This is a genomic window from Pseudomonas rhodesiae, assembly GCF_007858255.1.
Classification (GTDB): Bacteria; Pseudomonadota; Gammaproteobacteria; order Pseudomonadales; family Pseudomonadaceae; genus Aquipseudomonas; species Aquipseudomonas rhodesiae.
In genome coordinates this window covers 354,970-378,543 of the sequence record NZ_VFEU01000003.1, presented here as the reverse complement: position 1 = coordinate 378,543, position 23,574 = coordinate 354,970, and the positions used below count along the sequence as shown (strand labels likewise).

The following is a 23,574-nucleotide window of genomic DNA, read 5'->3' as shown; positions in this document are numbered from 1 at the left end:
GCATTGACCCCCTAAAGCCTTAGGGGAACACTGCCTTGAATATTCTCGATCTTGACCACAGCCTCACTGCACAGGCGCCGATTGCCCGGCGGTTGGCCAGCGGCCAGGCCACGCGTATCGACCTGCTGGACCTGGGCCCCAAGCTGCGGCTGTGGTCCACCGCAAACACCTGGAAGCGCTTCGTCGAACGCCTGGCCCAGCGGCCTCGGCCCACCGACGCGCGACCGGAAATCCTGTTTATCGGCTCCGGCGATTATCACCACCTCACCCCGGCGTTCCTGGCCGATTTGAAAGAGCCGGTCAGCCTGATCCACTTTGACAATCACCCCGACTGGGTGCGTTTTGCACCAAAGCGTCACTGCGGCTCGTGGGTCAACCGTGCGCTGAAAATGCCGGCGATCAAACGCATCGTCACCCTCGGCCCATGCAGTGACGACCTGCATAACCCGCAACTGCGCGGCGGTAATCTGGGGGCCCTCAGGCGTGGGCAGTTACAGCTGTTTCCCTGGCAGCATGCGCCGTCGAAAGTGTGGGGGCGGATCGGCGATGGCGCCGGGCATCAGCAGCGTGAAGACCAGCTGTATTGGCGCAACCTGGCGGAGCTGGATTGGACCGCATTTCTTGAGGAGATGATCAGCAGCCTGCCCACCGAAGCGGTGTGGATCACCGTTGATAAAGACGTGCTGGCCAGCGAAGACGCGGCCACCAACTGGGACCAGGGCGGCATGCGCCTGACCCACTTGCTCCAGGCCTTGCGCGCCTTGGCCGCGCGCAAACGCATTATCGGCATCGACGTGTGCGGCGAGTTCGCCACGCCAGCGTTCAGCAACGCGTTCAAGCGCTGGGAGGCCAAGGCCGATCAACCCCCCGCCGAGCGCTGGAGCCCTGAGGACTTGCAGCGCAATGCCGCGACCAATCAAGCCCTGATCGAACTGTTTGAGGAGTTGTTCCCGTGACCCTGACCGTAGTGGTGCTGGTGGCGTTTTCCATCGTGCTCGATGTGATCGGCCAGCTGTGTTTCAAGATGGGCCTGGACCGTTTGCCGGAGCTGGAGGGCGGCTTTCGCCTGAATGCGTTCTGGGGGCAGGTATTCAATGCGCCGTTGTTGTGGGCGGGAATCGGTGCCTATGTGATCGAGTTTTTCGTCTGGCTCGAAGCTTTGTCCCGCGCGCCGCTGAGCTTGCTGTTTCCGGCGGCGGCGCTGGCGTATTGCGGGGTGGTGCTGGTCGGCAAACTGGTGCTGGGGGAAACCGTCAGCCGCCGGCGTTGGCTGGGAACCTTGGTGATCACGTTAGGGGTGATGCTGGTGGCGATTGGAGGAGGGCAGGCATGAGTACGCAGAACGTCAATGCCGGTTGGCTGCACGAACGCTTGGGTACGGTGGTGCTGTGGGCCCTGCTGATCTGCACCGAGAGCGCCGGCCAGCTGTTTACCAAGATCGCCGGCGATCAACTGGGGCAGATGGATTTCAATTGGCAGTGGCTGGTGGAAGTCGCGCATAACCCTGGCATTCTGGCGGCGATTGCCTGCTACATCGGCGCGTTTTTCGTGTGGATGCTGATCCTGCGGCGCAGCAGTTTGTCCCTGGCCTTTCCCCTGAGTTCGCTGGTGTTCGTGGTGGTGCTGTTGGGGTCGTGGCTGGGGCTGGGGGAACATATCAGCCTGCTGCACTGGGTGGGGGTTGCAGTGATCATTGGCGGTATCGCCTTGCTGGCCGAAGGCGAAGAGAACTGATGGTCGAGGGGCTTGGCCCCCCGATGTTCGTGGGTGGGAGGGGCAAGCCCCTCCCACATTGAATCAGTTGAACTTGTAGCTGATCGCCGTCTGCACCTGCCCCTGGTTCACATCGCCAGTCTGCTTGACGATGCTGCTGTCCGCCGCCGAACCCACCAGGTGCACCCAGCTGGCGCTGGTCAACAGGGACCAGTGGGGCGCCAGGGGGAATTCGAAACTCTGGGTCAGCGTCACATTCTGGAAGCCGCCGCTGGCGCTGTACGGGCGATACCCGGTGGCGGCGGCCTCGTGGTCGTCCACGCCGAAAAACGTGTTGGTCTGCCGTGCGTCGGCGAAATGCGCCACCAGGCCGCTGCTGCCGATGATTCCGCCGCCCAGCGGGTAGCCCAGTTCGCCACCCAGTTTGCCCAACGTGCCGCTCTGGGCGTGGCCGCCGCCGACGGCCTGGCCCAGCTGGGCGTAGACCCGCCAGAAATCAGCCGGTGCGTACTGCACGAAACCACCGATCTCAGCCATGTCCGACACATTGCGCAGGCCCTGTAGCGAGCCGTTGGAAGTACGTCCCTGCAGGTAATTGATATACGGCCCAGCGCTGAAACCGTGGGTGTTCAACGCGCTCCAGGTCAGGCCGTCGTCGGTGCTGAGGCTGACATTGCCCCAGTCCAGGTCCACATAGGGCACGGGCCGGGTTTCGTAGCGGCTGCCGGTCGGGTCGTGGGGCTGGTAGCTCAGGCCGGCGCCGACTTCACCGCTGATGCCGTCGGCCAACGCGGCATTGGAGACACTCCACAGGCCAAGTAAACCGGCGAATGCCGCGCGGGTGATCCTCAACATGGTCACTGTTCCTTGATTGAATACCCGCGCATGAACGCGCAAAGCATGGCGGCCATGCAAGCACTCATCTTGTTTGTAGCAAGCTACAAAAATTGTAGCTTCCACGACACTTATCACCTGCGTACCCCGAGCAAAGCCCCGGCCCCACGGGGTGATGGCCAGTTGGCACAGTCTCTGCTCTACCCCTGGTGCAAGCGCATGCAGCGCGCCCTCTTCAAGGTAAACGCAGATGATTGACTGGCATATCGTGTGTGACTTCGACGGGACCATCACGCCCACCGATGTCATCGACAACGTCCTCCAACGCTTCGCCGGCCCCGAGTGGGAAACCATCGAGCAGCAATGGCTGGACGGGCATATCGGTTCACGCGAATGCCTGAGCCGCCAACTGGCGCTGATCAAAGCCACGCCCAGCGAGCTGCTGGCGTACTTCGACAGCGTCGAGATCGACCCGGACTTTCCAGACTTCGTCGATCACGTCCTCGGCCTGGGGGCGAGCCTGGAAGTGGTCAGCGACGGCATCGAGCAAGGCATCGCGCGGATTTTGTCGCGCAACTACGTGACCTTGCTGCCGATCCTCGCCAACCGCCTGCGCCAGGTCGACCAGAACAGCTGGCGCATCGACTTTCCGTATTCCAGCGATGCCTGCCGCGCTGCATCCGGCAACTGCAAGTGCAAATCCACGCCAGGCAACAAGCGGGTGCTGGTGATCGGCGACGGCAAGTCCGACATGTGCGTGGCGTCCACCGCCGACTTCGTGTTCGCCAAGGGCAGCCTCGCTGAGTACTGCACCGCTAACGCCATCCCCCACGCGCGCTTCGACACCTTCGCCGAAGTGACCGCACTGCTGGCGCGGCTCCCGCAGAGCCTTGCCGCCAACGCCACCTCCTTTGCTACCGACTCTCAGGAACTCTTCCATCATGTCTGATATCCGCATCGCTACCGCCGAAGACCAGGTGCTTCTGGATAAAGAAGCCAAGTACTGCTCCTACGGGGACACCGTCCACTACATCGAGCCGCCGCGCATTTTCAGCCGCTGCGAAGGCTCCTACGTGTGGGACACCGAAGACCAGGCCTACCTCGACCTGCAAATGTGGTACTCGGCGGTCAACTTCGGTTATGCCAACCCACGCCTGAACAACGCGCTGAAACAGCAGATCGATACCCTGCCGCAGATCGCCAGCCAGTACCTGCACAAGGGCAAGATCGAGCTGTCGGAAATGATCGCGGTGGACGCCAAGAACAAGTTCGGTCGCGACGGTCGTGTGCACTTCAATGTCGGCGGTTCGCAATCGATTGAAGACTCCCTGAAAGTGGTGCGCAACGCTACCAACGGCAAGAGTTTGATGTTCGCCTTCGAAGGCGGTTACCACGGGCGCACCCTCGGTGCTTCGTCGATCACTTCCAGCTACCGCTACCGTCGCCGCTACGGCCACTTTGGCGAGCGCGCGCAGTTCATCCCGTTTCCGTACCACTTTCGTGGGCCCAAGGGCATGACCAAGGAAGAATATGGCAGCCACTGCGTGCAGCAATTCGCACGGCTGTTCGAGACCGAATACAACGGCGTGTGGGACCCGAAAGTCGGGCAGAGCGAATACGCCGCGTTCTACGTCGAACCGATCCAGGGCACCGGCGGTTACGTGATCCCGCCGATGAACTTCTACCGCGAACTCAAGCAGGTGCTGGATCAGCACGGCATTTTGCTGGTCTCCGATGAAATCCAGATGGGCTTCTACCGCACCGGCAAGCTGTGGTCGATCGAGCACTTCGACGTGCAGCCCGATGTGATCGTGTTCGGCAAGGCGCTGACCAACGGCCTCAACCCCCTGGGTGGTATCTGGGCTCGCGAAGAGTTGATCAACCCGAAGATCTTCCCGCCAGGCTCGACCCACTCCACCTTCGCCTCCAACCCGCTGGGCACGGCGGTGGGCCTGGAAATGTTCAAGATGACCAACGAAGTCGACTACGGCGCGATGGTGATGGCCAAGGGCAAGTTCTTCCTTGAAGGTTTGCAGGATTTGCAGAAGCGTTTCCCGATCATCGGTGACGTGGACGGCCTGGGCCTGGCCCTGCGCTGCGAAATCTGCGGCCCGGACGGTTTCACCCCGGACAAGGCAACCCTGGACTACATGGTCGAGGAAGGCATGAAAGGCGATATGGTGGTCGACGGGCAGAAACTCGGCTTGATCCTCGACGTGGGCGGTTACTACAAAAACGTGATCACCCTGGCGCCGTCCCTGGAAATCAGCTACCCGGAAATCGAACTGGGCCTCAAGCTGCTGGAACAACTGCTGGTACGGGCGACCAACCGGTGAACAGTCACGGGTTCGACCTCGGTGAAGGTGATGCCGGTTTCGTGCTCGGCAACGGTCCGGTCGGGGTCCTGTTGATCCACGGCCTGACCGGCACCCCGAACGAATTGCGCCAGGTCGCCAAGGGCCTGGCCAAGGACGGTACGTGCACGGTGTACGTGCCGACCCTGGCCGGGCACTGTGGCGGCAACAGCGACTTGCAGGCCACCGGCTGGCGCGACTGGTACGAAGGCGTGCGCAAGACCTTCGTGCAGGTGCGCCAGCGGCATGGGCAAGTGTTCGTCGGTGGCTTGTCCATGGGCGCGGTGATGTCGATGTACCTGGCTTCGGAGCATCCGGGCCAGGTCGCCGGGCTGCTGATGTATTCCACCACCCTTAAGTACGACGGCTGGAGCATCAGCAAAATGGCGTTCATCACGCCGTTGCTGATCCGCATCCCGTTCGGCGTGCGCCTGTTCCGTTTTACTGAAAAGCCGCCCTACGGCATCAAGAACCAACGGTTACGGGCAATCGTCGAGCGGCAGATGAAGGAGGGTGAAAGCAGCGAGGCGGGGTTATTGACCATGGAAGGGGTGACGGTGCGCGAGTTGCACTGGATGAACGCCGTGGTGAAAAAACGCATGCCGTCGATCAACGTCCCGGCACTGGTGCTGCATTCGATCGAAGACGATATCACCAGCCGCTGGAACGCCGACTACGTCGAACGCCACCTCGGCGGGCCGGTGACCAAGATCCTGCTGGACGACTGCTACCACATGATCACCGTCGACCTGCAATACCGGCGGGTGATCGAACTGAGCGCCGCTTTCATCCGCGAACGGGCGAACGATGATGTGTTGGCGTGTTGTGGTTAACGCGACTGTTGTGCTGAGCGGGCTGTGCGCCAAGCAAGCTCTTGTTGGTGAGCAGGTCAAGCCTGCTCACCAAGCGACCTGACCCAACTAGATCCTCAGCCAAAAAAGGGGAACACGTGATCACCACCCAAGCCTTTGCAACCATCCGGGCGCTCCAGCGCAGTGCCTGGAACGATTGTTTTCCTGGTGCGCTGGAGGACTGGGACTACTACGTCGCCGTGGAAAACGCCGCCATCGAGGATTTTCAATGGCGCTATCTGGCCGTGTACGACAATGGAACGCTGGTGGCCGTGGCGCCGGCCTTTATCACCCATTACCGCCTTGACACCACTGTGTCCGGTGTCGGCAAGCGCTTGACCACGCGCTTGCAACGCGTGTGGCCCGGGGCTTTGCAGTTGGGGTTGTATGCAGTGGGCTCGCCGGTGGCCGAGCGCTGCGACGTCGGGTTTGCCAGTGACGTGCCGGCCGCGCGCCGACCGCTGTTGCTCAAGCACCTGTTGCACGCCGCGCGACAGGACGCCGATGACCTCGGCATCGGCCTGCTGGCGGTCAAGGATGCCCCCAGCCATGACCCGCACTGGCGCGAAAGCTGCCGCGCCGCCGGTTTCCAGAGCATGCCGAGCCTGCCCACCGGCGTGCTGCCGCTGCCCTATGGCTCGGTGGACGCCTACCTCGGCTCGCTGGGCAAATCCACGCGCAAGGACCTGCGCCGCAAGCTGCGCGCGCCGGGGCCGCGGGTCGAGTGGCGGGACAATATCGATGATGTGCTGCCCGAGGTCATGAGGCTGTACGAAGCCACGCTTACCCGCGCCGAATTGCAGTTCGAACGCTTGCCCGCCGACTACTTCACCGGCGTGCTCGAACGCCTCGAAGGGCGGGCAGTGTGTGTGCTGTACTGGGTGGATGAGCAACTGGTGGCGTTCAACCTCATGCTCAGGGACGAACATCGGCTGGTGGACAAGTTCTTCGGGCATGACGTCGCCTTCACCCGCGACCACAATCTGTACTTTCGCAGTTGGCTGACCAATGTCGACTACTGTATTCAACACAAAATTGCAGCGTACGAGTGCGGGCAGGCCGGGTATGCCAGTAAGCTGCGCCTGGGCTGCGAGTTCCAGGGCAACCAGGTGTTCTTCCGACACCGCAACCGCCTGGTCAACGGCCTGCTCGCGCTGGTAAAACTGTTTATTCGACCGGATCGTTCCGACCCTGCCATGGCTGCCGCAATAAGCGAAACCCGATGATCACCAAGACCCGCCAGAAAGCCCGTCCGTTTGCCATTTCGCGCTGGAGTGTCCAGCGCAAGCTGGTGCTGGCGTTCTGGTTGGTCAGCGTGATCCCCACCATGATTGCGGCGGAATTGGCCGCCACCACGCTGTCGGAAATTTTCGACAGCAACGTGCGCATCTGGCTGCAGGAGTCGACCAAGATCGTCAAGGATGAGATCGGCGATATCCTTCACGACAACGCGCGCATGGCCAAACTGTTCTTGCGCTACACCAGTCCGCCAGAGAGCAGGCAAGCCGCCAAGCACGATCGTCTGACCGCGGACATTGCCGATGCCACCGACATCGATGTGGTCGCGCTGATCCGCGTGAGTGACAACAAACCGGTGTTCAGCACCGCCGCCGACGACATCGTCAAACAGATCAGCCTGGCCCGGAACACCGTATTGCAAACCGTGCAGGTGGGCGGTGTGTCCACCGGCATCGTGGTCTCCACCTTCGAGACCACCCAGGAGGGCGTCGACTATGTGCTGTTGGTCGGCACCTACCTGGACAGCAGCTTCCTCACCAGCGTGGCCGATGTGCACTCCCTAGACCTGCGCCTGTACCTGGCCAACCCGGACGGCTTCTCGGAAATCTTTTCGACCCAACGCTTTGAGGATCACCCCTCGCGCATCCCCAAGGACGTCGAAACCGCGATGCGCAGCACGCGCCAACCCAGCGAGCAGTTCACCCATAACTACAGCGGCCTGTACTGGCCGATCTTCAACGACGCCGGCGAGTTGCAAGGCGTGATTTTCAGCGGGTTGCTGCGCCACACCAGCCTGGTGGGGCTGGTCAACCAGAGCAACTTGTTCGTGCTGATCTTTGTGCTCAGCTCGGCGTTGTCCCTGGCGGCCGGGGTGCTGGTGTCGCGACGCCTGACCAAGCCGCTGCGGGATCTGTCCCAGGGTGTCAGCGCGGTGATCTCAGGCGATTATGCGCACCGCGTCGAGGTCAGCGGCGGCGACGAATTGGCCCAGTTGAGCAGCACCTTCAACCACATGACCGAGCGCTTGGGCGAGCTGCACCAGCTCGAAGCCCAGTTGCGGCGCCGCGACCGCCTGCATGCCCTGGGCGAAGTCGCCATGGGCCTGGCCCACGAGATCCGCAACCCGTTGGGCATCATCAAGACCGCCACCCAGTTGCTGCACCGCCGCGCCGACCTACCGGACGCCGACAAGCGCCACCTCGAATATGTGATCAGTGAAGTCAGCCGCATCAATGACCTGATCACCGAGTTTCTCGACTTTGCCAAGCCCAACCCGCCGCTGCGCGTGGTGCAACCGGCGCGTGCACTGGTGGAGGAAATCCTCGGCTTCTGCGCGCCGGAACTGGCCACCCATAACATCGATGCGCAGATCGACGACCAGGCCCCGGGGGCGACGCTGTATGCCGATGCCCGCCAACTCAAACAGGCGTGCCTCAACCTGATCATCAACGCTATCGACGCCATGCCCGACGGCGGGCGTTTGACCTTGGGCATTCGCAGCGTGGGCGACAACACCGTCATCAGCATTGCCGACAGCGGCCAAGGTATTCCCGCCGAGATGATCGAGCGTATCTTCACGCCGTTTGTCACCACCAAGGCTTCGGGCACGGGGCTGGGGCTGGCCAAGGTCTATTCGATCATGGAAAGTCACGACGGCAGCATCGAATGCGCCAGTGAGAAAGAGGCCGGCGCCACCTTCAGCCTGTACATTCCGGCGCGGGGCGAAGACGACGAGGACAGTCATGACGCATAACGTATTAGTAGTCGACGATGAGCCCAAGCTGTGTGATTTGCTCGCCTCGGCCCTGGGCCAGAACGGCATTCAGGTGTTCACCGCCGGCAACGGCCTGCACGCGCTCAAGGTGTTGGAGCAGGAAGACATCGACCTGGTGATCAGTGACTGGCGCATGCCGGGCATGGACGGTGCGGCGCTGCTGGCGGAAATCAAAACGCGCTACCCCCAGGTGCCGGTGATCGTGATGACTGCCTACAGCACAGTGAAAAACGCTGTGCAGTCGATGCGTAACGGCGCCTATGACTACATCGCCAAGCCGTTCGATATCGACGAACTCGATATCACCGTGGCCAAAGCCCTGCAGTTTCGCGACATCCTGTGCGACAACGCACGCCTGCGCGCCGAGTTGGATGAGCACGCGCAGTTCGACAGCCTGGTGGGCGACAGCCCGGCGTTTCGCAAGGTGCTCCAGGCGGTGGATTCGGTGCGCGACAGCAGCGCCACCATCCTGCTGACTGGCGAGAGCGGTACCGGCAAGGAAATGGTCGCGCGCGCCATCCACAAGCACGGCAGCCGCGCCGACAAACCCTTCGTGGCGGTCAACTGCGCGGCGATTCCCGAAGGCTTGTTGGAAAGCGAGATGTTTGGCCATCGCAAGGGCGCGTTCACCGGCGCGGTGTCGGACCGGGTCGGGCGCTTCCAGCAGGCCGACAAGGGCACGTTGTTTCTCGATGAAGTAGGCGATATGCCCCTGGCCTTGCAGGCCAAGATCCTGCGCGCCTTGCAGGAGCGGGTGATCGAGCCGGTGGGCGACCCGCGCGAGCGCAAGGTGGACGTGCGAGTGATCGCCGCCACCAATAAAAACCTGCTGGACGCAGTGGCCAATAAAGAGTTTCGCGAAGACCTGTATTACCGCCTCAATGTGTTCCCGATCCCGCTGCCGGCCCTGCGCGAGCGGGTGGAAGACATCGCGCCCCTGGCCCGGCATTTCGCCCAGACCCTGAGCGCCACCGCCGGCAAACGCATCACCGGTTTCAGCCCCGAAGCCTTGCAGGCCATGGCGGCCTATCACTGGCCGGGCAATATCCGCGAACTGCAAAACTGCGTGGAGCGCGCGACCATCGTGGCAGCCACGCCTGTGATCGAAGACATCGATTTGCCAGGCTATCTGTTTGCTTCCAAGCCCAGCGAGGGCGGCGTGGCGACGATTCTCAGCGACGGCCCCGGCATTCCCCAGGACTTGGATGCGGCGCTGGCCGAGGTCGAGAAAGCCTACATCCTGGCGGCGTTACAGGAGAGCAATGGCGTACAGGCCGCGGCGGCGGCGAAGATTGGGATTTCCGAGCGCAGCTTCTGGTATCGCCTGAAGAAGCTGGGCATCCAGGTCGACAAGATCGTCCGCTGATTCAACCGGGATAAAACTGTGGGAGGGGGCTTTCCCTAATGCCAGTCAGTTAGGGATTCAGTTGATCCAGCCCAGGCAATAACTTTCAAAGGTGGGAGGGGGCTTGCCCCCGATTGCAGTGGCCCAGCTACAGATGAGCTGACTGTCACACAGCTATCGGGGGCAAGCCCTCTCCCACAGTTTTTGACCGGGTCCGGTCAGGTATGGATGCGTACCCAGATACTCACCAGGATTGTGGCGGCCATCAGCCAAGCCAGCGCCGCCACGGCTAAAGAGGCCTCCAGGCGCATCCGGTCGACCATCACATACAACGCAGCCAGGTACACGAAGTACGGAATGATTGACCACATGCCGAACAGGATGGTGGTCTTCAAGTCTTCCACCGAGCGGCCTTTGCCGACGATGTAGTGGGCGATCAGCGCAAAGGTCGGGAACAGCGGCACCAGCCCGGCGATGTAGTAGTTTTTGGTCTTGGCCAGCGCGGCGAGTATCAGCACCACCGCCGCGCCCAGGGCGGCCTTCAGAAACAGATCCATCAGTGACTCAACCCATATTTTTTGACTTTGTCGAACAGCGTGGTCTTGGCCATTCCCAGCTCCTGGCTGGCTTGGGTCAGGTTGCCGCCGCTGCGTTGCAGGGCGTCCATCAGCAAATTGCGCTCAAAGGCTTCCACCGCCTCGGTAAAGGCCAACCCCTGGCCGCCGCTGCTGGCGCCGCTTTTCTTGAATGCGGGCAGGCCGAGTGCGAAGCGTTCGGCGACGTTGCGCAGTTCGCGGACGTTGCCGGGCCAGTCGTGGCTCATCAGGCTGGATAGGGTCTGGTTGTCCAGCTCCGGCGCGGTGCGGTCGAAGCGCAGCGACGACTGCTGCAGGAAATGTTCGAACAATTGCAGGATGTCTTCGCGGCGCTCGCGCAGTGGCGGCAACTCCAGGGTGACCACGTTGAGGCGGTAATACAGGTCGCTGCGGAACTGACTGGCGCGGCTCAGCTCGTCCAGGTCGGATTTGGTCGCGGCAATCACTCGGCAATCCACCGCCACGCTCTGGTTGGAGCCGAGGCGTTCCAGGGTGCGTTCCTGCAACACCCGCAGCAGTTTGATCTGCAGGTTGATGGGCATGCTTTCCACTTCGTCGAGGAACAGCGTGCCTTCATGGGCGTGTTCGATCTTGCCGATACGCCGCTTGCCGGCGCCAGTGAAGGCGTTGGCTTCGTGGCCGAAAATCTCGCTTTCAAACAGGTTTTCCGGCAAGCCGCCGCAGTTCAGGGCGACGAACTGGTGGGCATGGCGCCGGCTGAAATCATGCAGGCAGCGGGCGACCAGTTCCTTGCCAGTGCCGGTTTCACCTTCGATCAACACATTGGCTGAGGTGTCGGCGACATTGGCGATCAATTCGCGCAGGTTCTGCATGGCCGGCGAACGCCCGATGATGCGGCCTTCCAGGGAGTCGCGTTCGGCCAGTTGACGGCGCAGCGCCCAGACTTCCCGCGCCAGCCCGCGCTGCTCCAGGGCGCGCCGGACGACGTCCACCAGGCGTTCGGGGGAGAAGGGTTTTTCCATGAAGTCATAAGCGCCGTTGCGCATCGCCCCGACGGCCATGGAAATATCGCCGTGCCCGGTGATCAGCACCACCGGCAGGCTTTTATCCAGGGCTTTGAGGCGGGTGAGCAGCTCCAGGCCGTCGATGCCCGGCAGGCGGATATCGCTGATGACAATGCCGGCGAAGTTCTCGCCGACGCGCTTCAAGGCTTCCTCGGCGCTGGCCACCCCCACGCTGGTGATGTCTTCCAGCGCCAGGGCCTGCTGGCAACCGAGCAGCACATGGGGGTCGTCTTCGACGATCAGGACGGTGAGGTCGTTGGGGTCTGTATTCATGTCGACTCAGTGGGGTGAGCGCCCGCCAATGGCAGGCTCAGGACAAAGGCCGTACCACCGCTGGGCGGGTGTTCCACGGCGAGGTTGCCGCCGGTGGCCGCCGCCAGGCTGGCCGACAGGGTCAGGCCCAGGCCCAGGCCTTGTTCGCCGGGTTTGGTGGTAAAGAACGGTTCGAACAAATGTTTGCGCGCCTCGGGGTCGATGCCGTGGCCATTGTCGCGCACCTGCAAGCGGTATTTGCCCTCGGCGCTGCTGCCCTCCAGCCACAGTTCGGGCGCCGGTTGGGCCTGCATGGCATCCAGGGCGTTGCCGATCAGGTTGACCAGGATCTGCTCCAGGCGCGTCTGATCGATCTGCAATTGGGTGTCGGTAAAGTCACGGTGCAAGGTCAGTGGCAGGTTGTCCAGACGCGCGCTCAGCACCTGGAGCGCGGCGTCCACGGCCTTGACCAGGCTGGCCTGGCCCTGGTCGTCGCCACGCCGGGCGAACGAGCGCAGGCTGGCGGTGATGCGCCCCATGCGGTCGATCAGTTCGTTGATGGTCTTGAGGTTGGTGCTGGCGGTGTCCAGCGCGCCGCGTTCGAGGAAGCGCACGGTATTGCCGGACAAGGTGCGCAGCGCCGCCAGCGGCTGGTTCAATTCATGGGCGATGCTGGTGGACATCTGGCCGATGGCCGCCAGTTTGCCGGCCTGCACCAGTTCATCCTGGGCGCGGCGCAGGGTTTCTTCGGCCTGGCGCCGTTCGCGGATCTGGCCCTTGAGCCGTTCGTTGCTGGCGCGCAGGTCGGCGGTGCGTTCGGCGATCCGCCGCTCCAGTTGGCTGTTGGCTTCCTGCAAGGCTTCCCGCGCGGCGAGGCGGGTGGCGATGACCTTGCGTCGCTCGTTCCAGGCAATCAGCAGGAATGCCACCAGGCCGAAGGCGACCGCCACCAGGATGCCCTGATTGATCGCTGCGCGACGCAGGTCGTTGAGTGGGGTGAGGAGGGTGAAGCTCCAGGGTGTGTCATTGAGCGGGCGCGATTGCGCCAGGTAGCTGACCTCGTGCTCGTCGTTGACCACTTCACTGTTGGCTGGGAAGGTCAGTTTTTCCGTGCCTTCCTTCAAGCGCTCGCGTGCCAGGGGCTCCAGCTCGTTCAAGGTGGCCCAGTAGTATTGCAGGCTGTGGGCGAGGCGTTCTTTGACCTCGTCGCTCAGTGGACGCACGGCCTTGAGGCGTCGGGCCGGGTCGCTGGAGAGAATGATGATGCCGTTCTCGTCGCTCACGAACGCTTCGAGGCGCGCACGCTGCCAGCGCTCTTCCAGGGCTTCGAGGCGCACTTTGACCACGGCGACGCCGATGATTTTGCCGTGCTCCTCCAGGCCATGGGCCAGGTAGTAGCCAGGCTCGCCGTTGGTGCTGCCGATGCCATAGAAACGGCCGGGCTGGCCGCGCACGGCGTTCTGGAAATATGCGCGGAAGGACAGGTCTTCCCCCTGGTAACTGTCGGCATCGCGCCAGTTACTGGTGGCGAGTACGCGGCCGGTGGTGTCCATTACGTAGATGGCCCGGCTGCGGCTGCGTCGGTTCAGGCCTTCGAGGTAATCGTTGACGGCTTTGCGGGTTTCTTGATTCGGGTCGGCCAGCAGCGTGGAGACACTGGTTTCCAGCTCCAGCAGGCTGGGCAGGTAGGTGTATTTGCTGATCTCGCTTTCTACGGTGCGAGCATGCAGCTCCAACTGGCGTTCGCCGTTGTCGCTGAGGGTGCGGATGCCATAGTACTCACTGATCCAGAAGCCGATGTAACCCAGGCCGATCATCAGGGCGATGATCAACGGCGGCAGGAACAACTGGCGAATCAGGCGAGGTTTCACGGCAAGTGATGGCGGTGCGGCGCGAAATTGGTTGGGGTCGCATTTCATCACAGATGCCTTGGGTCAACCAGAGCTTGCCATGCAGGAGGGGGGCTTGCCCCCGATGACGGTGGTTCAGTACAGATGTACCGACTGACACACAGCTATCGGGGGCAAGCCCCCTCCCACACTGGCTCGGGCTTAATTGCTTAGTGCTGCAGGATTTTCTCGAGGAACTGCTGCGCGCGCTCGGAGCGGGCGCTGATGTCGCCGAAGAATTCTTCTTTCGGGCAGTCTTCGATGATCTTGCCGGCATCCATGAAGATCACGCGGTCGGCCACTTTACGCGCGAAGCCCATTTCGTGGGTCACGCACATCATGGTCATGCCTTCCTGAGCCAGTTGCACCATTACATCCAACACTTCGTTGACCATTTCCGGGTCCAGGGCCGAGGTCGGTTCGTCGAACAGCATGACGATCGGGTCCATGGCCAGGGCGCGGGCAATCGCCACACGTTGCTGCTGACCACCGGAGAGCTGGCCAGGATGCTTGTGAGCGTGCGCCGACAGGCCGACGCGCTCAAGCAATTGCAGGCCTTTCTTGGTGGCTTCTTCCTTACTGCGGCCGAGCACCTTGATCTGCGCGATGGTCAGGTTTTCGGTGATGGTCAGGTGTGGGAACAGCTCGAAGTGCTGGAACACCATGCCTACGCGCGAGCGCAGTTTCGGCAGGTTGGTCTTCGGGTCGGCGATGGAAGTGCCGTCGACCACGATGTCGCCTTTCTGGAACGGTTCCAGCGCGTTCACGCACTTGATCAGGGTGGATTTGCCCGAGCCGGAGGGCCCGCACACCACGATCACTTCGCCTTTTTTAACCTCGGTGCTGCAATCGGTCAGCACCTGGAAGTCGCCATACCACTTGTTGATGTTCTTGATAGAGATCATACGGCAAACCTTTTTTGCAGACGCTTGACCAGCAGCGAGGCGGAAAAGCTGATGATGAAGTAGACGACACCGGCGAAGATCAGGAACTCATTGGAGCGCCCGATGATATCGCCGTTGGAGCGGGCGGAGTTGAGGAAGTCCACCAGGCCCACGGTGTAGACCAGCGACGTATCCTGGAACAGGATGATCGACTGTTGCAGCAGCAACGGGGTCATCTTGCGGAACGCCTGGGGCAGGATGATCAGGCGCATGGTCTGGCCATAGGTCATGCCCATGGCCTGTGCTGCCGCCATCTGACCCTTGGGGATCGACTGCACGCCGGCCCGCACGATTTCACAGAAGTACGCGGCTTCGAACATCATGAAAGCCACGACGCAGGAAGTGAACGCACCGATCGGGGTGTCTTCGCCGGTGATCCAGCGCAGCACGAACGGCACCGCCAGGTAGAACCAGGTGATCACCAGCAGCAGGGGGATCGAGCGGAAGTAGTTCACATAGGCGCCAGCCAGACGCGACAGCAGTTTGCTGGACGACAGGCGCATCAGCGCGAGAATCGTGCCCAGGGCGATACCGCCGATCACGCCCATGACCATCAGCTTCAAGGTCATGATCATGCCGTTCCACAGCCCAGGCATGGCGGGGATGATACCGCTGAAATCGAGTTCCATTATTTACCCCCCACGGAGATCAGGCCGGGCACTGCGACTTTCTTCTCGACCAGGCGCATCAGCAGCATCAGGCTCATGTTCAGGGTGAAGTAGATCAGCGTGGCCAGGGTGAAGGCTTCGAACAGGTTGGCCGAGAACTCGGCGGTCTGTTTGGTTTGCGCCAGCAGTTCCATCAGGCCGATCAAGGACGCCACGGAGGAGTTCTTGAAGACGTTGAGGAATTCCGAGGTGAGTGGCGGAATGATGATGCGGTAGGCCTGGGGCAGCAGCACGTTCCAGTAAATCTGCGGCAGCTTGAAGCCCATGGCGCGGGCGGCGGCTTCCTGGCCGCGTGGCAGCGCCTGGATACCGGTACGCACTTGTTCGCAGACACGGGCCGCGGTGAACAGGCCCAGGCACACGACAACGCTCAGGTAGGCCGAGGTGGTTGGGTTCAAGTCCTGCTTGTACCAGTCTTGCAGGTTCTGCGGCAGCAGGTCGGGCACCAGGAAGTACCAGATAAACAGCTGCACCAGCAACGGCACGTTACGGAACAGCTCCACGTAACAGGTCGCAATGCCGGATACCAGCCGGTTCGGCACGGTGCGCATGACCCCCAGAATGGAGCCCAGCAGCAGGGCGATGATCCATGCCACGACGGCGATGGCGATGGTCCAGCCCAAGCCGGCGATGTACCAGTCGAGATAAGTCTCGCTGCCCACGCCGGTGGACTTGAAGAACACGCCCCAGTCCCAGTTGTAATTCATTAGGGTCTCCCCCGAAATCGATCGATGTACAAGCACCCGCTTGGGGAAAATCCATTCCCGCCTGACGTTGAACGCCAGGCACACGCGATCGGCTCGAAAACCGCCAGGTCGAGTGTTCCAAGTTAAAACCAGCAGGTAGTAACAGACGCCTGAGGGAGGGTTGGCTCCCTCAGGAGATAAGGTTAGTCAGCTTTTAGATCTTTACTTCCGGAGCCGGCTTATCGGTCGGGTTCTGGATCAGTTCCTTGACCTTGTCGCTCATCGGGAAGTTGAGGTTCAGGCCTTTAGGTGGAACCGGGCTTTCGAACCACTTGGCGTAGATCTTGTTGATCTCGCCGGATTTGTACAGGCCGATGATGGCGTCATCCACGGCTTTTTTGAACGCTGGATCGTCTTTGCGGACCATGCAGGCGTAGGCTTCGAAAGATTGCGGAGTACCGGTGATTACCCAGTCATCCGGCTTCTTGGCCTTGGCTTCTTCACCGGCCAGCAGGGCGTCGTCCATCATGAACGCTACGGCGCGGCCGCCTTCGAGCATCTGGAAGGATTCGCCGTGGTCTTTGGCGGAGATGATGTTCATGCCCATCTGCTTGTCGGCGTTCATCGACTTGATGATGCGCTCGGACGTGGTGCCGGCGGTGGTCACGACGTTCTTGCCTTTCAGGTCGGCGAAGTCGGCATAGCTTGGCTTGCCATCTTTGTCTTTCTTGACCAGCAGACGGGTGCCGATTTCGAAGATGTTGGTGGTGAAAGCGACTTGCTGGGCGCGTTCGGCGTTGTTGGTGGTGGAACCGCACTCGATGTCGACGGTGCCGTTCTGAACCAGCGGAATACGGGTCTGCGAGGTCACCAGGTTGTAACGGGTCTGCAGATCGGGCTTGTTCAGGTCTTTTTTCAGGGCTTCAACGATGGCCAGCTGAATGTCGTGGGAGTAGCCCACAGGTTTGCCCGAGCCATCCGCGATGTAGGAAAACGGAATGGAGCTGTCGCGATGCCCGAGGGTGATGGTGCCGGAGTCGTTGATTTTCTTCAGCGTGCCGGTGAGTTCGGCGGCAAAGACTGGAGTGCTGATCAGAGCAGCAGCGATAGCTGCGCCCAAAATATGGGGAACGATGCGCATCAATACTTCCTCGACATTTGTTTTTTTTATGAAGCCGGCTAAACGGCTCTCTTGTACAGCGAATGTCCGTGACGGCTCCTGAGGCGTCTCGGCAATCGTCCAAGAGTGTAGAGCATGAGTCGTGCCAGGCTTGAAATAAAAGGTTAACTGTTTGATTTAAAAGGTGATTAAGTTTCTGTTACGAGATTTCGCCGGCCTTTTGATCCGGCAAACCGAATAGCGTGGGGTGCTGTGTTCGGAAAACCGAATGCCGTTGGTTAGCCGATCTATGTATAAGCGGCAAATGCAAAAACGCCGCGTTTATTCAAAATAAACGCGGCGCTTTCAGGTTTTCACTCCCAGGCTCAAGGCCATGCGGCGGCAGGTCAGGCCGCTTGGAACTTACTGCGGTTCTGCTCAACCTTGGTCAGGTAGCGCTGGACGTTGTCCTGCTCCTGCTCAGTGGTAAACAGGCCCAGCTTGGTGCGGCGCCATAGGATGTCCTGAGCCTGGGTGGCCCATTCTTCGGTGCACAGATAGTCGACCTCGCGGGTGTACAGGCCACCGCCCAAATGCTCGCCCAGGTCAGCCAGGGTTTGCACGCCCTCCAGCAGGCGCCAAGTGCGGCTGCCGTAGGTTGTGGACCAGCGGCGTGCGATCTCGCTCGGAACCCAATCGAACTTGGCGCGAATCGCCTCGGCCAGCGCTTCGGGCGTGCTCATGTCCTCACCACCCGGCAGGCTGGCCGTGGCGGTCCAGCTAGGACGCATCTGCGTGAAGTACGGCGCCAGTTGGGCCATGGCCGATTCGGCGAGCTTGCGATAGGTGGTCAACTTGCCACCGAACACCGACAGGATCGGTGCCTCGCCCGCACTCCCGGACAGTGCCAGGGTGTAGTCGCGGGTGATCGCCGATGGGTTGTCCGACTCGTCGTTGCACAACGGGCGTACGCCGGAGTAGGTGTGCACGATGTCATCGCGGCTCAGTTGCTTCTTGAAGTGGGCATTGACCACCTTGAGCATGTAGTCGGTTTCGCCCTCGGTGATCGCCACTTTCGCCGGGTCGCCGGTATATTCGCGGTCGGTGGTGCCGATGATAGTTAGATGATTCAGGTACGGAATCGTGAAGACGATGCGCTGGTCTTCGTTCTGCAGGATGTGCGCGTGGGCGCCCTCATACAGTTTCGGCACGATCAGGTGGCTGCCCTGGATCAGACGAATGCCGTAGGGCGAATCCAGTTTCAGGTCATCTTTGATGAATTTGGCCACCCATGGGCCGGCGGCATTCACCAACGCACGGGCGCGGATCGAAAACAGGCTGCCGTCGGCACGTTCCATGTTCATTTCCCACAGGCCCTTGCTGCGATGGGCGCTGACGCACCGGGTCTGGGTGTGGATATGGGCGCCTTTTTCACGGGCGGCCATGGCGTTGAGCACCACCAGGCGGGCGTCGTCGACCCAGCAGTCGGAATACTCGAACCCTTTGGTGATTTCGCTTTTCAGTGGGCTGTCCGGGCCAAACTTGAGGCTCTTGGAACCCGCGAGTTTTTCGCGCTTGCCCAGGTTGTCATAGAGGAACAGCCCAGCACGAATCATCCACGCCGGGCGCAGGTGCGGGCGGTGCGGCAGGACAAAACGCATTTGCTTGACGATGTGCGGCGCCTTGGCCAGCAGCACTTCCCGTTCGGCCAGGGCTTCGCGCACCAGACGGAATTCGTAATGTTCGAGATAACGCAGACCACCGTGGATCAGCTTGCTGCTGGCGGAAGAGGTGTGGCTGGCCAGGTCATCCTTTTCGCAAAGAAATACCGACAGCCCACGACCGGCTGCATCTGCTGCAATGCCAACGCCATTGATCCCGCCGCCAATAACGGCAACGTCATAGACTTCGGCAAGCGGTGGAGCAGGCAAGGTAGAAGGGTTCATCGGCTGGCCTCGCGATTTTTTCGTATTGGAATTCGAACATTAATGTTCATTTGCGAAAATGGTAGCCGATAAACGCGGGCACAGCCACCCGACTTCGATTGAAAAAACTCATCGAAGGGCAGGAAAAGGAAAAATTGTGAACATTGGCCCGTCTAAGGCTCGAGATGATTCAGCGAGTATTGATAGCTATCGGGGGCCAGCCCCTCCCACATTTGAATGGTTGTACACATCAAAGTGTGGGAGGGGGCTTGCCCCCGATAGCATCAGTAAAGGCCTTAAACGACTTCCAGCCGAACCTTATGCTGATTCAGCAACTGCACCAACGCCGGCACTGGCTCTTGGTCAGTCACCAGGCAATCCACCAGGCTGATCGGCCCCAACCGAATCATGGCATTGCGCCCGAATTTGCTGGAGTCCGCCGCCAGAATTACTTGCCGGGCATTGGCGATGATCGCCTGGGACACGCGCACTTCCTGGTAATCGAAATCCAGCAGGCTGCCGTCCTCGTCGATGCCGCTGATACCCACCAGTGCGAAGTCGACTTTGAACTGATTGATAAAGTCGACGCTGGCCTGGCCCACCACGCCGCCGTCGCGTCGCACATTGCCGCCGGTGAGCAGCACGTCGAAGTCGTCCTTGGCGCTGAGCATGGCGGCGACGTTGAGGTTGTTGGTGATAATTTTCAGGTGGCTGTGGTTCAGCAGCGCACGGGCGATGGATTCGGTGGTGGTACCGATATTGATGAACAGCGAGGCGTGATCGGGGATCTGGGCGGCGATGGCTTCGCCGATGCGTTGTTTTTCGTCGCGCATCTGGTCGGCACGCATGGCGTACGCGGTGTTTTCGACGCTGGAGTCATAGGCCGCGCCGCCATGGTAGCGACGCAGCAGATTAGCGTCCGCCAACTGGTTGATATCGCGGCGGATGGTTTGCGGGGTGACAACGAACAACTGCGCCATTTCCTCGATACTGACGTAGCCGCGTTCGCGGACCAGTTCGAGAATTTGTTGCTGGCGGGGAGGCAGATTCATGGGGCGTCCTTTGGGCTGCCATACAAAAGTGGCCCATGATGACGCAGGAATCTGCTCCCTACCAGTTACAACCCGAGGTTGGCTTATTCGGCGCCTTCGTGGGGCTCCCAGTCACGGGTGCGGCTGACTGCTTTTTGCCAGCCGGCGTAGAGTTTTTCTTTTTCCTTTTCGTCCAACTGAGGTTCGAATTCGCGCTCGATCACCGCCTTGCCGCGCAATTCGTCCAGGCTGCCCCAGAAACCGCAGGCCAAGCCGGCCAGGTACGCCGCGCCCAGCGCTGTGGTTTCACGCATTTGCGGGCGCTCCACTTGAGTACCGAGAATGTCGGCCTGGAACTGCATCAGGAAGTTGTTGGCCACCGCACCACCGTCCACGCGCAGGGCTTTGAGGCGTTCGCCGGAATCCTGCTGCATGGCGTCCAGCACGTCGCGGGTCTGGTAGGCAATCGACTCCAGGGCTGCACGAATAATGTGATCCACGCGTACGCCACGGGTCAGGCCGAACAGCGCGCCACGGGCGTAGGGGTCCCAGTACGGTGCGCCCAGACCGGTGAAAGCCGGGACCAGATACACGCCGTTGCTGTCCTTGACCTTGCCGGCAAAGTATTCGGTGTCATGGGCATCGTTGATGATCTTCAGCTCGTCACGCAGCCACTGCACGGTGGAACCACCGTTGAATACTGCGCCTTCCAGGGCGTAGGCCACTTCGCCGCGCGGGCCGCAGGCGATGGTGGTGAGCATGCCGTGCTTGGATTTCACGGCTTTGTCGCCGGTGTTCATCAGCAGGAAGCAGCCGGTGCCGTAGGTGTTCTTGGCCTGGCCGGCTTCCACGCACATTTGGCCGAACAGTGCGGCCTGCTGGTCACCGGCGATGCCGCCGATGGCGATACCGCTTTTGGTGCGGCCGTAGATTTCCGACGAGGACTTCACTTCCGGCAGCATCTCGCGCGGAATGTCGAGGATCTCCAGCATCTTCGCATCCCACTCCAGGGTGTGGATGTTGAAGAGCATGGTGCGCGAGGCGTTGGTGTAGTCGGTGACGTGAGTTTTGCCGCCGGTAAATTTCCAGATCAGCCAGCTGTCGACGGTACCGAACAGCAGCTCGCCGCTGCGCGCACGCTCGCGGCTGCCTTCGACGTTGTCGAGGATCCACTTGAGTTTGGTGCCCGAGAAGTACGGGTCGGTGACCAGGCCAGTGGTGTCGCTGATGTATTGTTCGTGACCGTCGCGCTTGAGCTGCTGGCAGATTTCGGTGCTACGGCGGCACTGCCAAACAATGGCGTTGTAGATCGGGCGGCCGGTGACTTTGTCCCACACCACGGTGGTTTCGCGCTGGTTGGTGATGCCGATGGCGGCTACCTGGTCATGGTGCAGGCCGGCCTGGGCCAGCGCTTCGACCATCACCGCGCTCTGGGTGGCGAAGATCTCCATCGGGTCGTGTTCGACCCAGCCCGCTTGTGGGTAATGCTGGGCGAACTCACGTTGGGCGGTGCAGACCACGTTGGCGTCACGATCGAAGATGATCGCCCGCGAACTGGTGGTGCCCTGGTCGAGGGCAATGATGTAATTCTTATTCTGAAGGTCGGTCATGTCGATTGCCTTAAACGAAATAGGAAGTCAGAAATCAGCCTGGGCCGCGAAGGGCAGGGGGCCAGGCTGGCGCTTTCAGGAAATACGGGTATTGCCGTTGACAGCCGTGTCAGGTGTTTCAATTACAGCAGGTGCGGCGCTCGGCAGATGACGGGCGATCAGGCCGCGATACGCCGCAGCACCAAGGCACGCACCCACGATCGGCGCGAAAATCGGCACCAGGAAATAAGGAATATCGCGGCCGCCGGTAAGGGCCATTTCACCCCAGCCGGCGAAAAAGGTCATCAGCTTCGGCCCCAGATCCCGCGCTGGGTTCATCGCAAACCCCGTCAGCGGGCCCATGGCACTGCCGATCACGGCAATCAGCAGGCCGATCAACAGCGGCGCCAGTGGGCCGCGTGGCAGGCCGTTGTTGTCATCGGTCAGGGCCATGATCACGCCCATCAGGATCGCGGTAATGACCATTTCCACCAAGAACGCTTGGGCGGTGCTCAGCAGTGCATGGGGGTAAGTGGAGAACACCGACGCCAGCTCGAGGCTGGCTTGGGTGCCGCGCACCAGATGGTGGGTTTGTTCGTAATCGAAAAACAGATTGCTATAGAGGGTGTAGACCAACGCGGCCGAGCAAAAGGCGCCGGCGATCTGGGCGAGGATATAGAAAGGCAGCTTGCGCTTGTCGAAGTCGGCGAACAGGCACAGCGCGATACTCACCGCCGGGTTCAAGTGGGCCCCGGAAATCCCGGCGCTCAGGTAGATCGCCATGCTCACGCCGACCCCCCAGATGATGCTGATTTCCCACAAGCCAAAACTGGCACCCGCGACCTTGAGCGCAGCGACACAGCCGGTACCGAAGAAGATCAGGAGCGCAGTGCCCAGAAACTCGGCCATGCATTGGCTTGAAAGTGAAGGCTGTTGAAGAGCAGTTGTCATGGAAAACCTCAATTGTTTTTCTTGTCTGGCGCTGGGCCTCAACGGGCCTTGCGCGATTTTCACCGCGGCGGGGATCCCCATCTCCGTTACGGCTTACTGCTCGAATGCGTAGGATTATTTCCCACTGTATTCGGAAACGAAAAAATATAGACAAGAATGACCGCTGTCAAAGGTCGAAAGTGAACTGTCAGTCACTTTCCAACTATGGGTCTGATGAATGATCACGTCGCCGACGCCCGGCGCGTGTCACGGCAGTGGGCGCACTAGAGCGTTTCGTGCTGGGTTGGCCTAGAATTGGCCATCTGTTTGCCACGCTTGGAGTATCCATGACCCCTGCACTGGATCTGTTGAAGAAAGTTCGCGCCGAACATCGTATTCATAGTTATGAACACGACCCTAAGGCCGCCTCCTATGGGCTGGAGGCCGCAGAGAAATTGGGCCTCGACCCATCGCAGGTGTTCAAGACCTTGCTGGCCAGCAGCGAGAAGGGCGAATTACTGGTGGCCGTAGTACCGGTCGTCGGAAGTCTGGATTTGAAGGCTCTGGCTCATGCGGCGGGGGTCAAGAAAGTCGAAATGGCCGATCCGGCGGCCGCGCAGCGTTCAACCGGTTATTTGCTGGGCGGCATCAGCCCGCTGGGGCAGAAGAAGCGCTTGCGCACGTTTATTGATGTGACGGCACAGCCCTTCGCGACGATTTTTGTCAGCGCAGGCAGGAGAGGGTTGGAAGTGGAGTTGCCGGCGGCAGTGCTGGCGGAGCATACCCAAGCCAAATTCGCCGAAATTGGCCGGGCATAATTCCCAGTGGCT

22 protein-coding genes are annotated in these 23,574 nt (G+C 61.0%); 10 read left to right on the top strand and 12 right to left on the bottom strand.

What is annotated here, in order from left to right:
* Positions 1–35 precede the first annotated feature (35 nt).
* From FIV35_RS06535 to FIV35_RS06525, 3 genes are read left to right on the top strand one after another with little or no spacing between them, the layout of a single operon-like run.
* Positions 36–956 carry an arginase family protein gene (locus tag FIV35_RS06535; protein ID WP_034096106.1) on the top strand — a complete coding sequence of 307 codons (921 nt, stop codon included), beginning with the start codon at positions 36–38 and terminating at the stop codon, positions 954–956.
* Positions 953–1,333: a DMT family transporter gene (locus FIV35_RS06530; protein ID WP_034096107.1), complete on the top strand. Its 381-nt coding sequence runs from the start codon at positions 953–955 to the stop codon at positions 1,331–1,333. Before FIV35_RS06535 ends, FIV35_RS06530 begins: the two co-directional genes overlap by 4 nt.
* Positions 1,330–1,734, top strand: coding sequence for a DMT family transporter (locus tag FIV35_RS06525; protein ID WP_034137160.1), 405 nt, complete (start codon positions 1,330–1,332; stop codon positions 1,732–1,734). Before FIV35_RS06530 ends, FIV35_RS06525 begins: the two co-directional genes overlap by 4 nt.
* A gap of 63 nt (positions 1,735–1,797) precedes the next feature.
* Here FIV35_RS06525 and FIV35_RS06520 read toward each other — a convergent pair whose 3' ends face one another.
* The gene (locus FIV35_RS06520; RefSeq protein WP_034137161.1) at positions 1,798–2,568 is read right to left on the bottom strand and encodes a MipA/OmpV family protein; all 771 of its coding nucleotides are present in this window, start codon (positions 2,566–2,568) and stop codon (positions 1,798–1,800) included.
* 229 nt (positions 2,569–2,797) lie between these two features.
* Between FIV35_RS06520 and FIV35_RS06515 the strand changes: the two genes are divergently transcribed.
* From FIV35_RS06515 to FIV35_RS06490, 6 genes are all read left to right on the top strand, one after another.
* The gene (locus FIV35_RS06515; protein WP_034111949.1) at positions 2,798–3,496 is read left to right on the top strand and encodes an HAD-IB family phosphatase; all 699 of its coding nucleotides are present in this window, start codon (positions 2,798–2,800) and stop codon (positions 3,494–3,496) included.
* Positions 3,489–4,883, top strand: a complete 1,395-nt coding sequence (locus FIV35_RS06510) for an aspartate aminotransferase family protein (RefSeq protein ID WP_034096112.1) — start codon at positions 3,489–3,491, stop codon at positions 4,881–4,883. The genes FIV35_RS06515 and FIV35_RS06510 overlap by 8 nt, the downstream gene beginning before the upstream one ends.
* The gene (locus tag FIV35_RS06505) at positions 4,880–5,734 is read left to right on the top strand and encodes an alpha/beta hydrolase (protein ID WP_034111951.1); all 855 of its coding nucleotides are present in this window, start codon (positions 4,880–4,882) and stop codon (positions 5,732–5,734) included. Before FIV35_RS06510 ends, FIV35_RS06505 begins: the two co-directional genes overlap by 4 nt.
* A gap of 116 nt (positions 5,735–5,850) precedes the next feature.
* The gene (locus FIV35_RS06500) at positions 5,851–6,978 is read left to right on the top strand and encodes a GNAT family N-acetyltransferase (protein ID WP_034096114.1); all 1,128 of its coding nucleotides are present in this window, start codon (positions 5,851–5,853) and stop codon (positions 6,976–6,978) included.
* Positions 6,975–8,744, top strand: a complete 1,770-nt coding sequence (locus FIV35_RS06495; RefSeq protein WP_034137163.1) for a sensor histidine kinase — start codon at positions 6,975–6,977, stop codon at positions 8,742–8,744. Before FIV35_RS06500 ends, FIV35_RS06495 begins: the two co-directional genes overlap by 4 nt.
* A complete protein-coding gene (locus FIV35_RS06490; protein ID WP_034137164.1) occupies positions 8,734–10,131 on the top strand; it encodes a sigma-54-dependent transcriptional regulator in 1,398 nt (465 codons plus the stop codon). Before FIV35_RS06495 ends, FIV35_RS06490 begins: the two co-directional genes overlap by 11 nt.
* A gap of 197 nt (positions 10,132–10,328) precedes the next feature.
* Here FIV35_RS06490 and FIV35_RS06485 read toward each other — a convergent pair whose 3' ends face one another.
* The 11 genes from FIV35_RS06485 to FIV35_RS06435 form a co-directional block, all read right to left on the bottom strand.
* Positions 10,329–10,667 carry a GlpM family protein gene (locus tag FIV35_RS06485; protein ID WP_034137165.1) on the bottom strand — a complete coding sequence of 113 codons (339 nt, stop codon included), beginning with the start codon at positions 10,665–10,667 and terminating at the stop codon, positions 10,329–10,331.
* Positions 10,667–12,004, bottom strand: coding sequence for a two-component response regulator AauR (gene aauR, locus FIV35_RS06480; RefSeq protein ID WP_034137166.1), 1,338 nt, complete (start codon positions 12,002–12,004; stop codon positions 10,667–10,669). The genes FIV35_RS06485 and aauR overlap by 1 nt, the downstream gene beginning before the upstream one ends.
* On the bottom strand, positions 12,001–13,902 hold the full coding sequence (gene aauS, locus FIV35_RS06475; RefSeq protein WP_034137167.1) for a two-component sensor histidine kinase AauS: 1,902 nt from the start codon (positions 13,900–13,902) through the stop codon (positions 12,001–12,003). The genes aauR and aauS overlap by 4 nt, the downstream gene beginning before the upstream one ends.
* A 140-nt stretch (positions 13,903–14,042) precedes the next feature.
* On the bottom strand, positions 14,043–14,777 hold the full coding sequence (locus FIV35_RS06470) for an amino acid ABC transporter ATP-binding protein (RefSeq protein ID WP_034096120.1): 735 nt from the start codon (positions 14,775–14,777) through the stop codon (positions 14,043–14,045).
* Positions 14,774–15,445 carry an ABC transporter permease subunit gene (locus FIV35_RS06465; RefSeq protein WP_034096121.1) on the bottom strand — a complete coding sequence of 224 codons (672 nt, stop codon included), beginning with the start codon at positions 15,443–15,445 and terminating at the stop codon, positions 14,774–14,776. Before FIV35_RS06465 ends, FIV35_RS06470 begins: the two co-directional genes overlap by 4 nt.
* Positions 15,445–16,191, bottom strand: a complete 747-nt coding sequence (locus tag FIV35_RS06460; protein ID WP_034096122.1) for an amino acid ABC transporter permease — start codon at positions 16,189–16,191, stop codon at positions 15,445–15,447. Before FIV35_RS06460 ends, FIV35_RS06465 begins: the two co-directional genes overlap by 1 nt.
* Positions 16,192–16,384: 193 nt before the next feature.
* Positions 16,385–17,311 carry a glutamate/aspartate ABC transporter substrate-binding protein gene (locus FIV35_RS06455; RefSeq protein ID WP_034137168.1) on the bottom strand — a complete coding sequence of 309 codons (927 nt, stop codon included), beginning with the start codon at positions 17,309–17,311 and terminating at the stop codon, positions 16,385–16,387.
* Between the two features lie 365 nt (positions 17,312–17,676).
* The gene (gene glpD, locus FIV35_RS06450; protein WP_034137169.1) at positions 17,677–19,215 is read right to left on the bottom strand and encodes a glycerol-3-phosphate dehydrogenase; all 1,539 of its coding nucleotides are present in this window, start codon (positions 19,213–19,215) and stop codon (positions 17,677–17,679) included.
* Between the two features lie 275 nt (positions 19,216–19,490).
* A complete protein-coding gene (locus FIV35_RS06445; protein WP_034096125.1) occupies positions 19,491–20,246 on the bottom strand; it encodes a DeoR/GlpR family transcriptional regulator in 756 nt (251 codons plus the stop codon).
* An 83-nt stretch (positions 20,247–20,329) separates the two neighbouring features.
* Positions 20,330–21,835, bottom strand: a complete 1,506-nt coding sequence (gene glpK / locus FIV35_RS06440) for a glycerol kinase GlpK (protein ID WP_034096126.1) — start codon at positions 21,833–21,835, stop codon at positions 20,330–20,332.
* Positions 21,836–21,910: 75 nt separating this feature from the next.
* The gene (locus tag FIV35_RS06435) at positions 21,911–22,765 is read right to left on the bottom strand and encodes an MIP/aquaporin family protein (protein WP_034111958.1); all 855 of its coding nucleotides are present in this window, start codon (positions 22,763–22,765) and stop codon (positions 21,911–21,913) included.
* 326 nt (positions 22,766–23,091) lie between these two features.
* Between FIV35_RS06435 and ybaK the strand changes: the two genes are divergently transcribed.
* Entirely contained in the window at positions 23,092–23,562 is a 471-nt protein-coding gene (gene ybaK, locus FIV35_RS06430) for a Cys-tRNA(Pro) deacylase (protein ID WP_034137170.1), read from the top strand.
* Positions 23,563–23,574 lie beyond the last annotated feature (12 nt).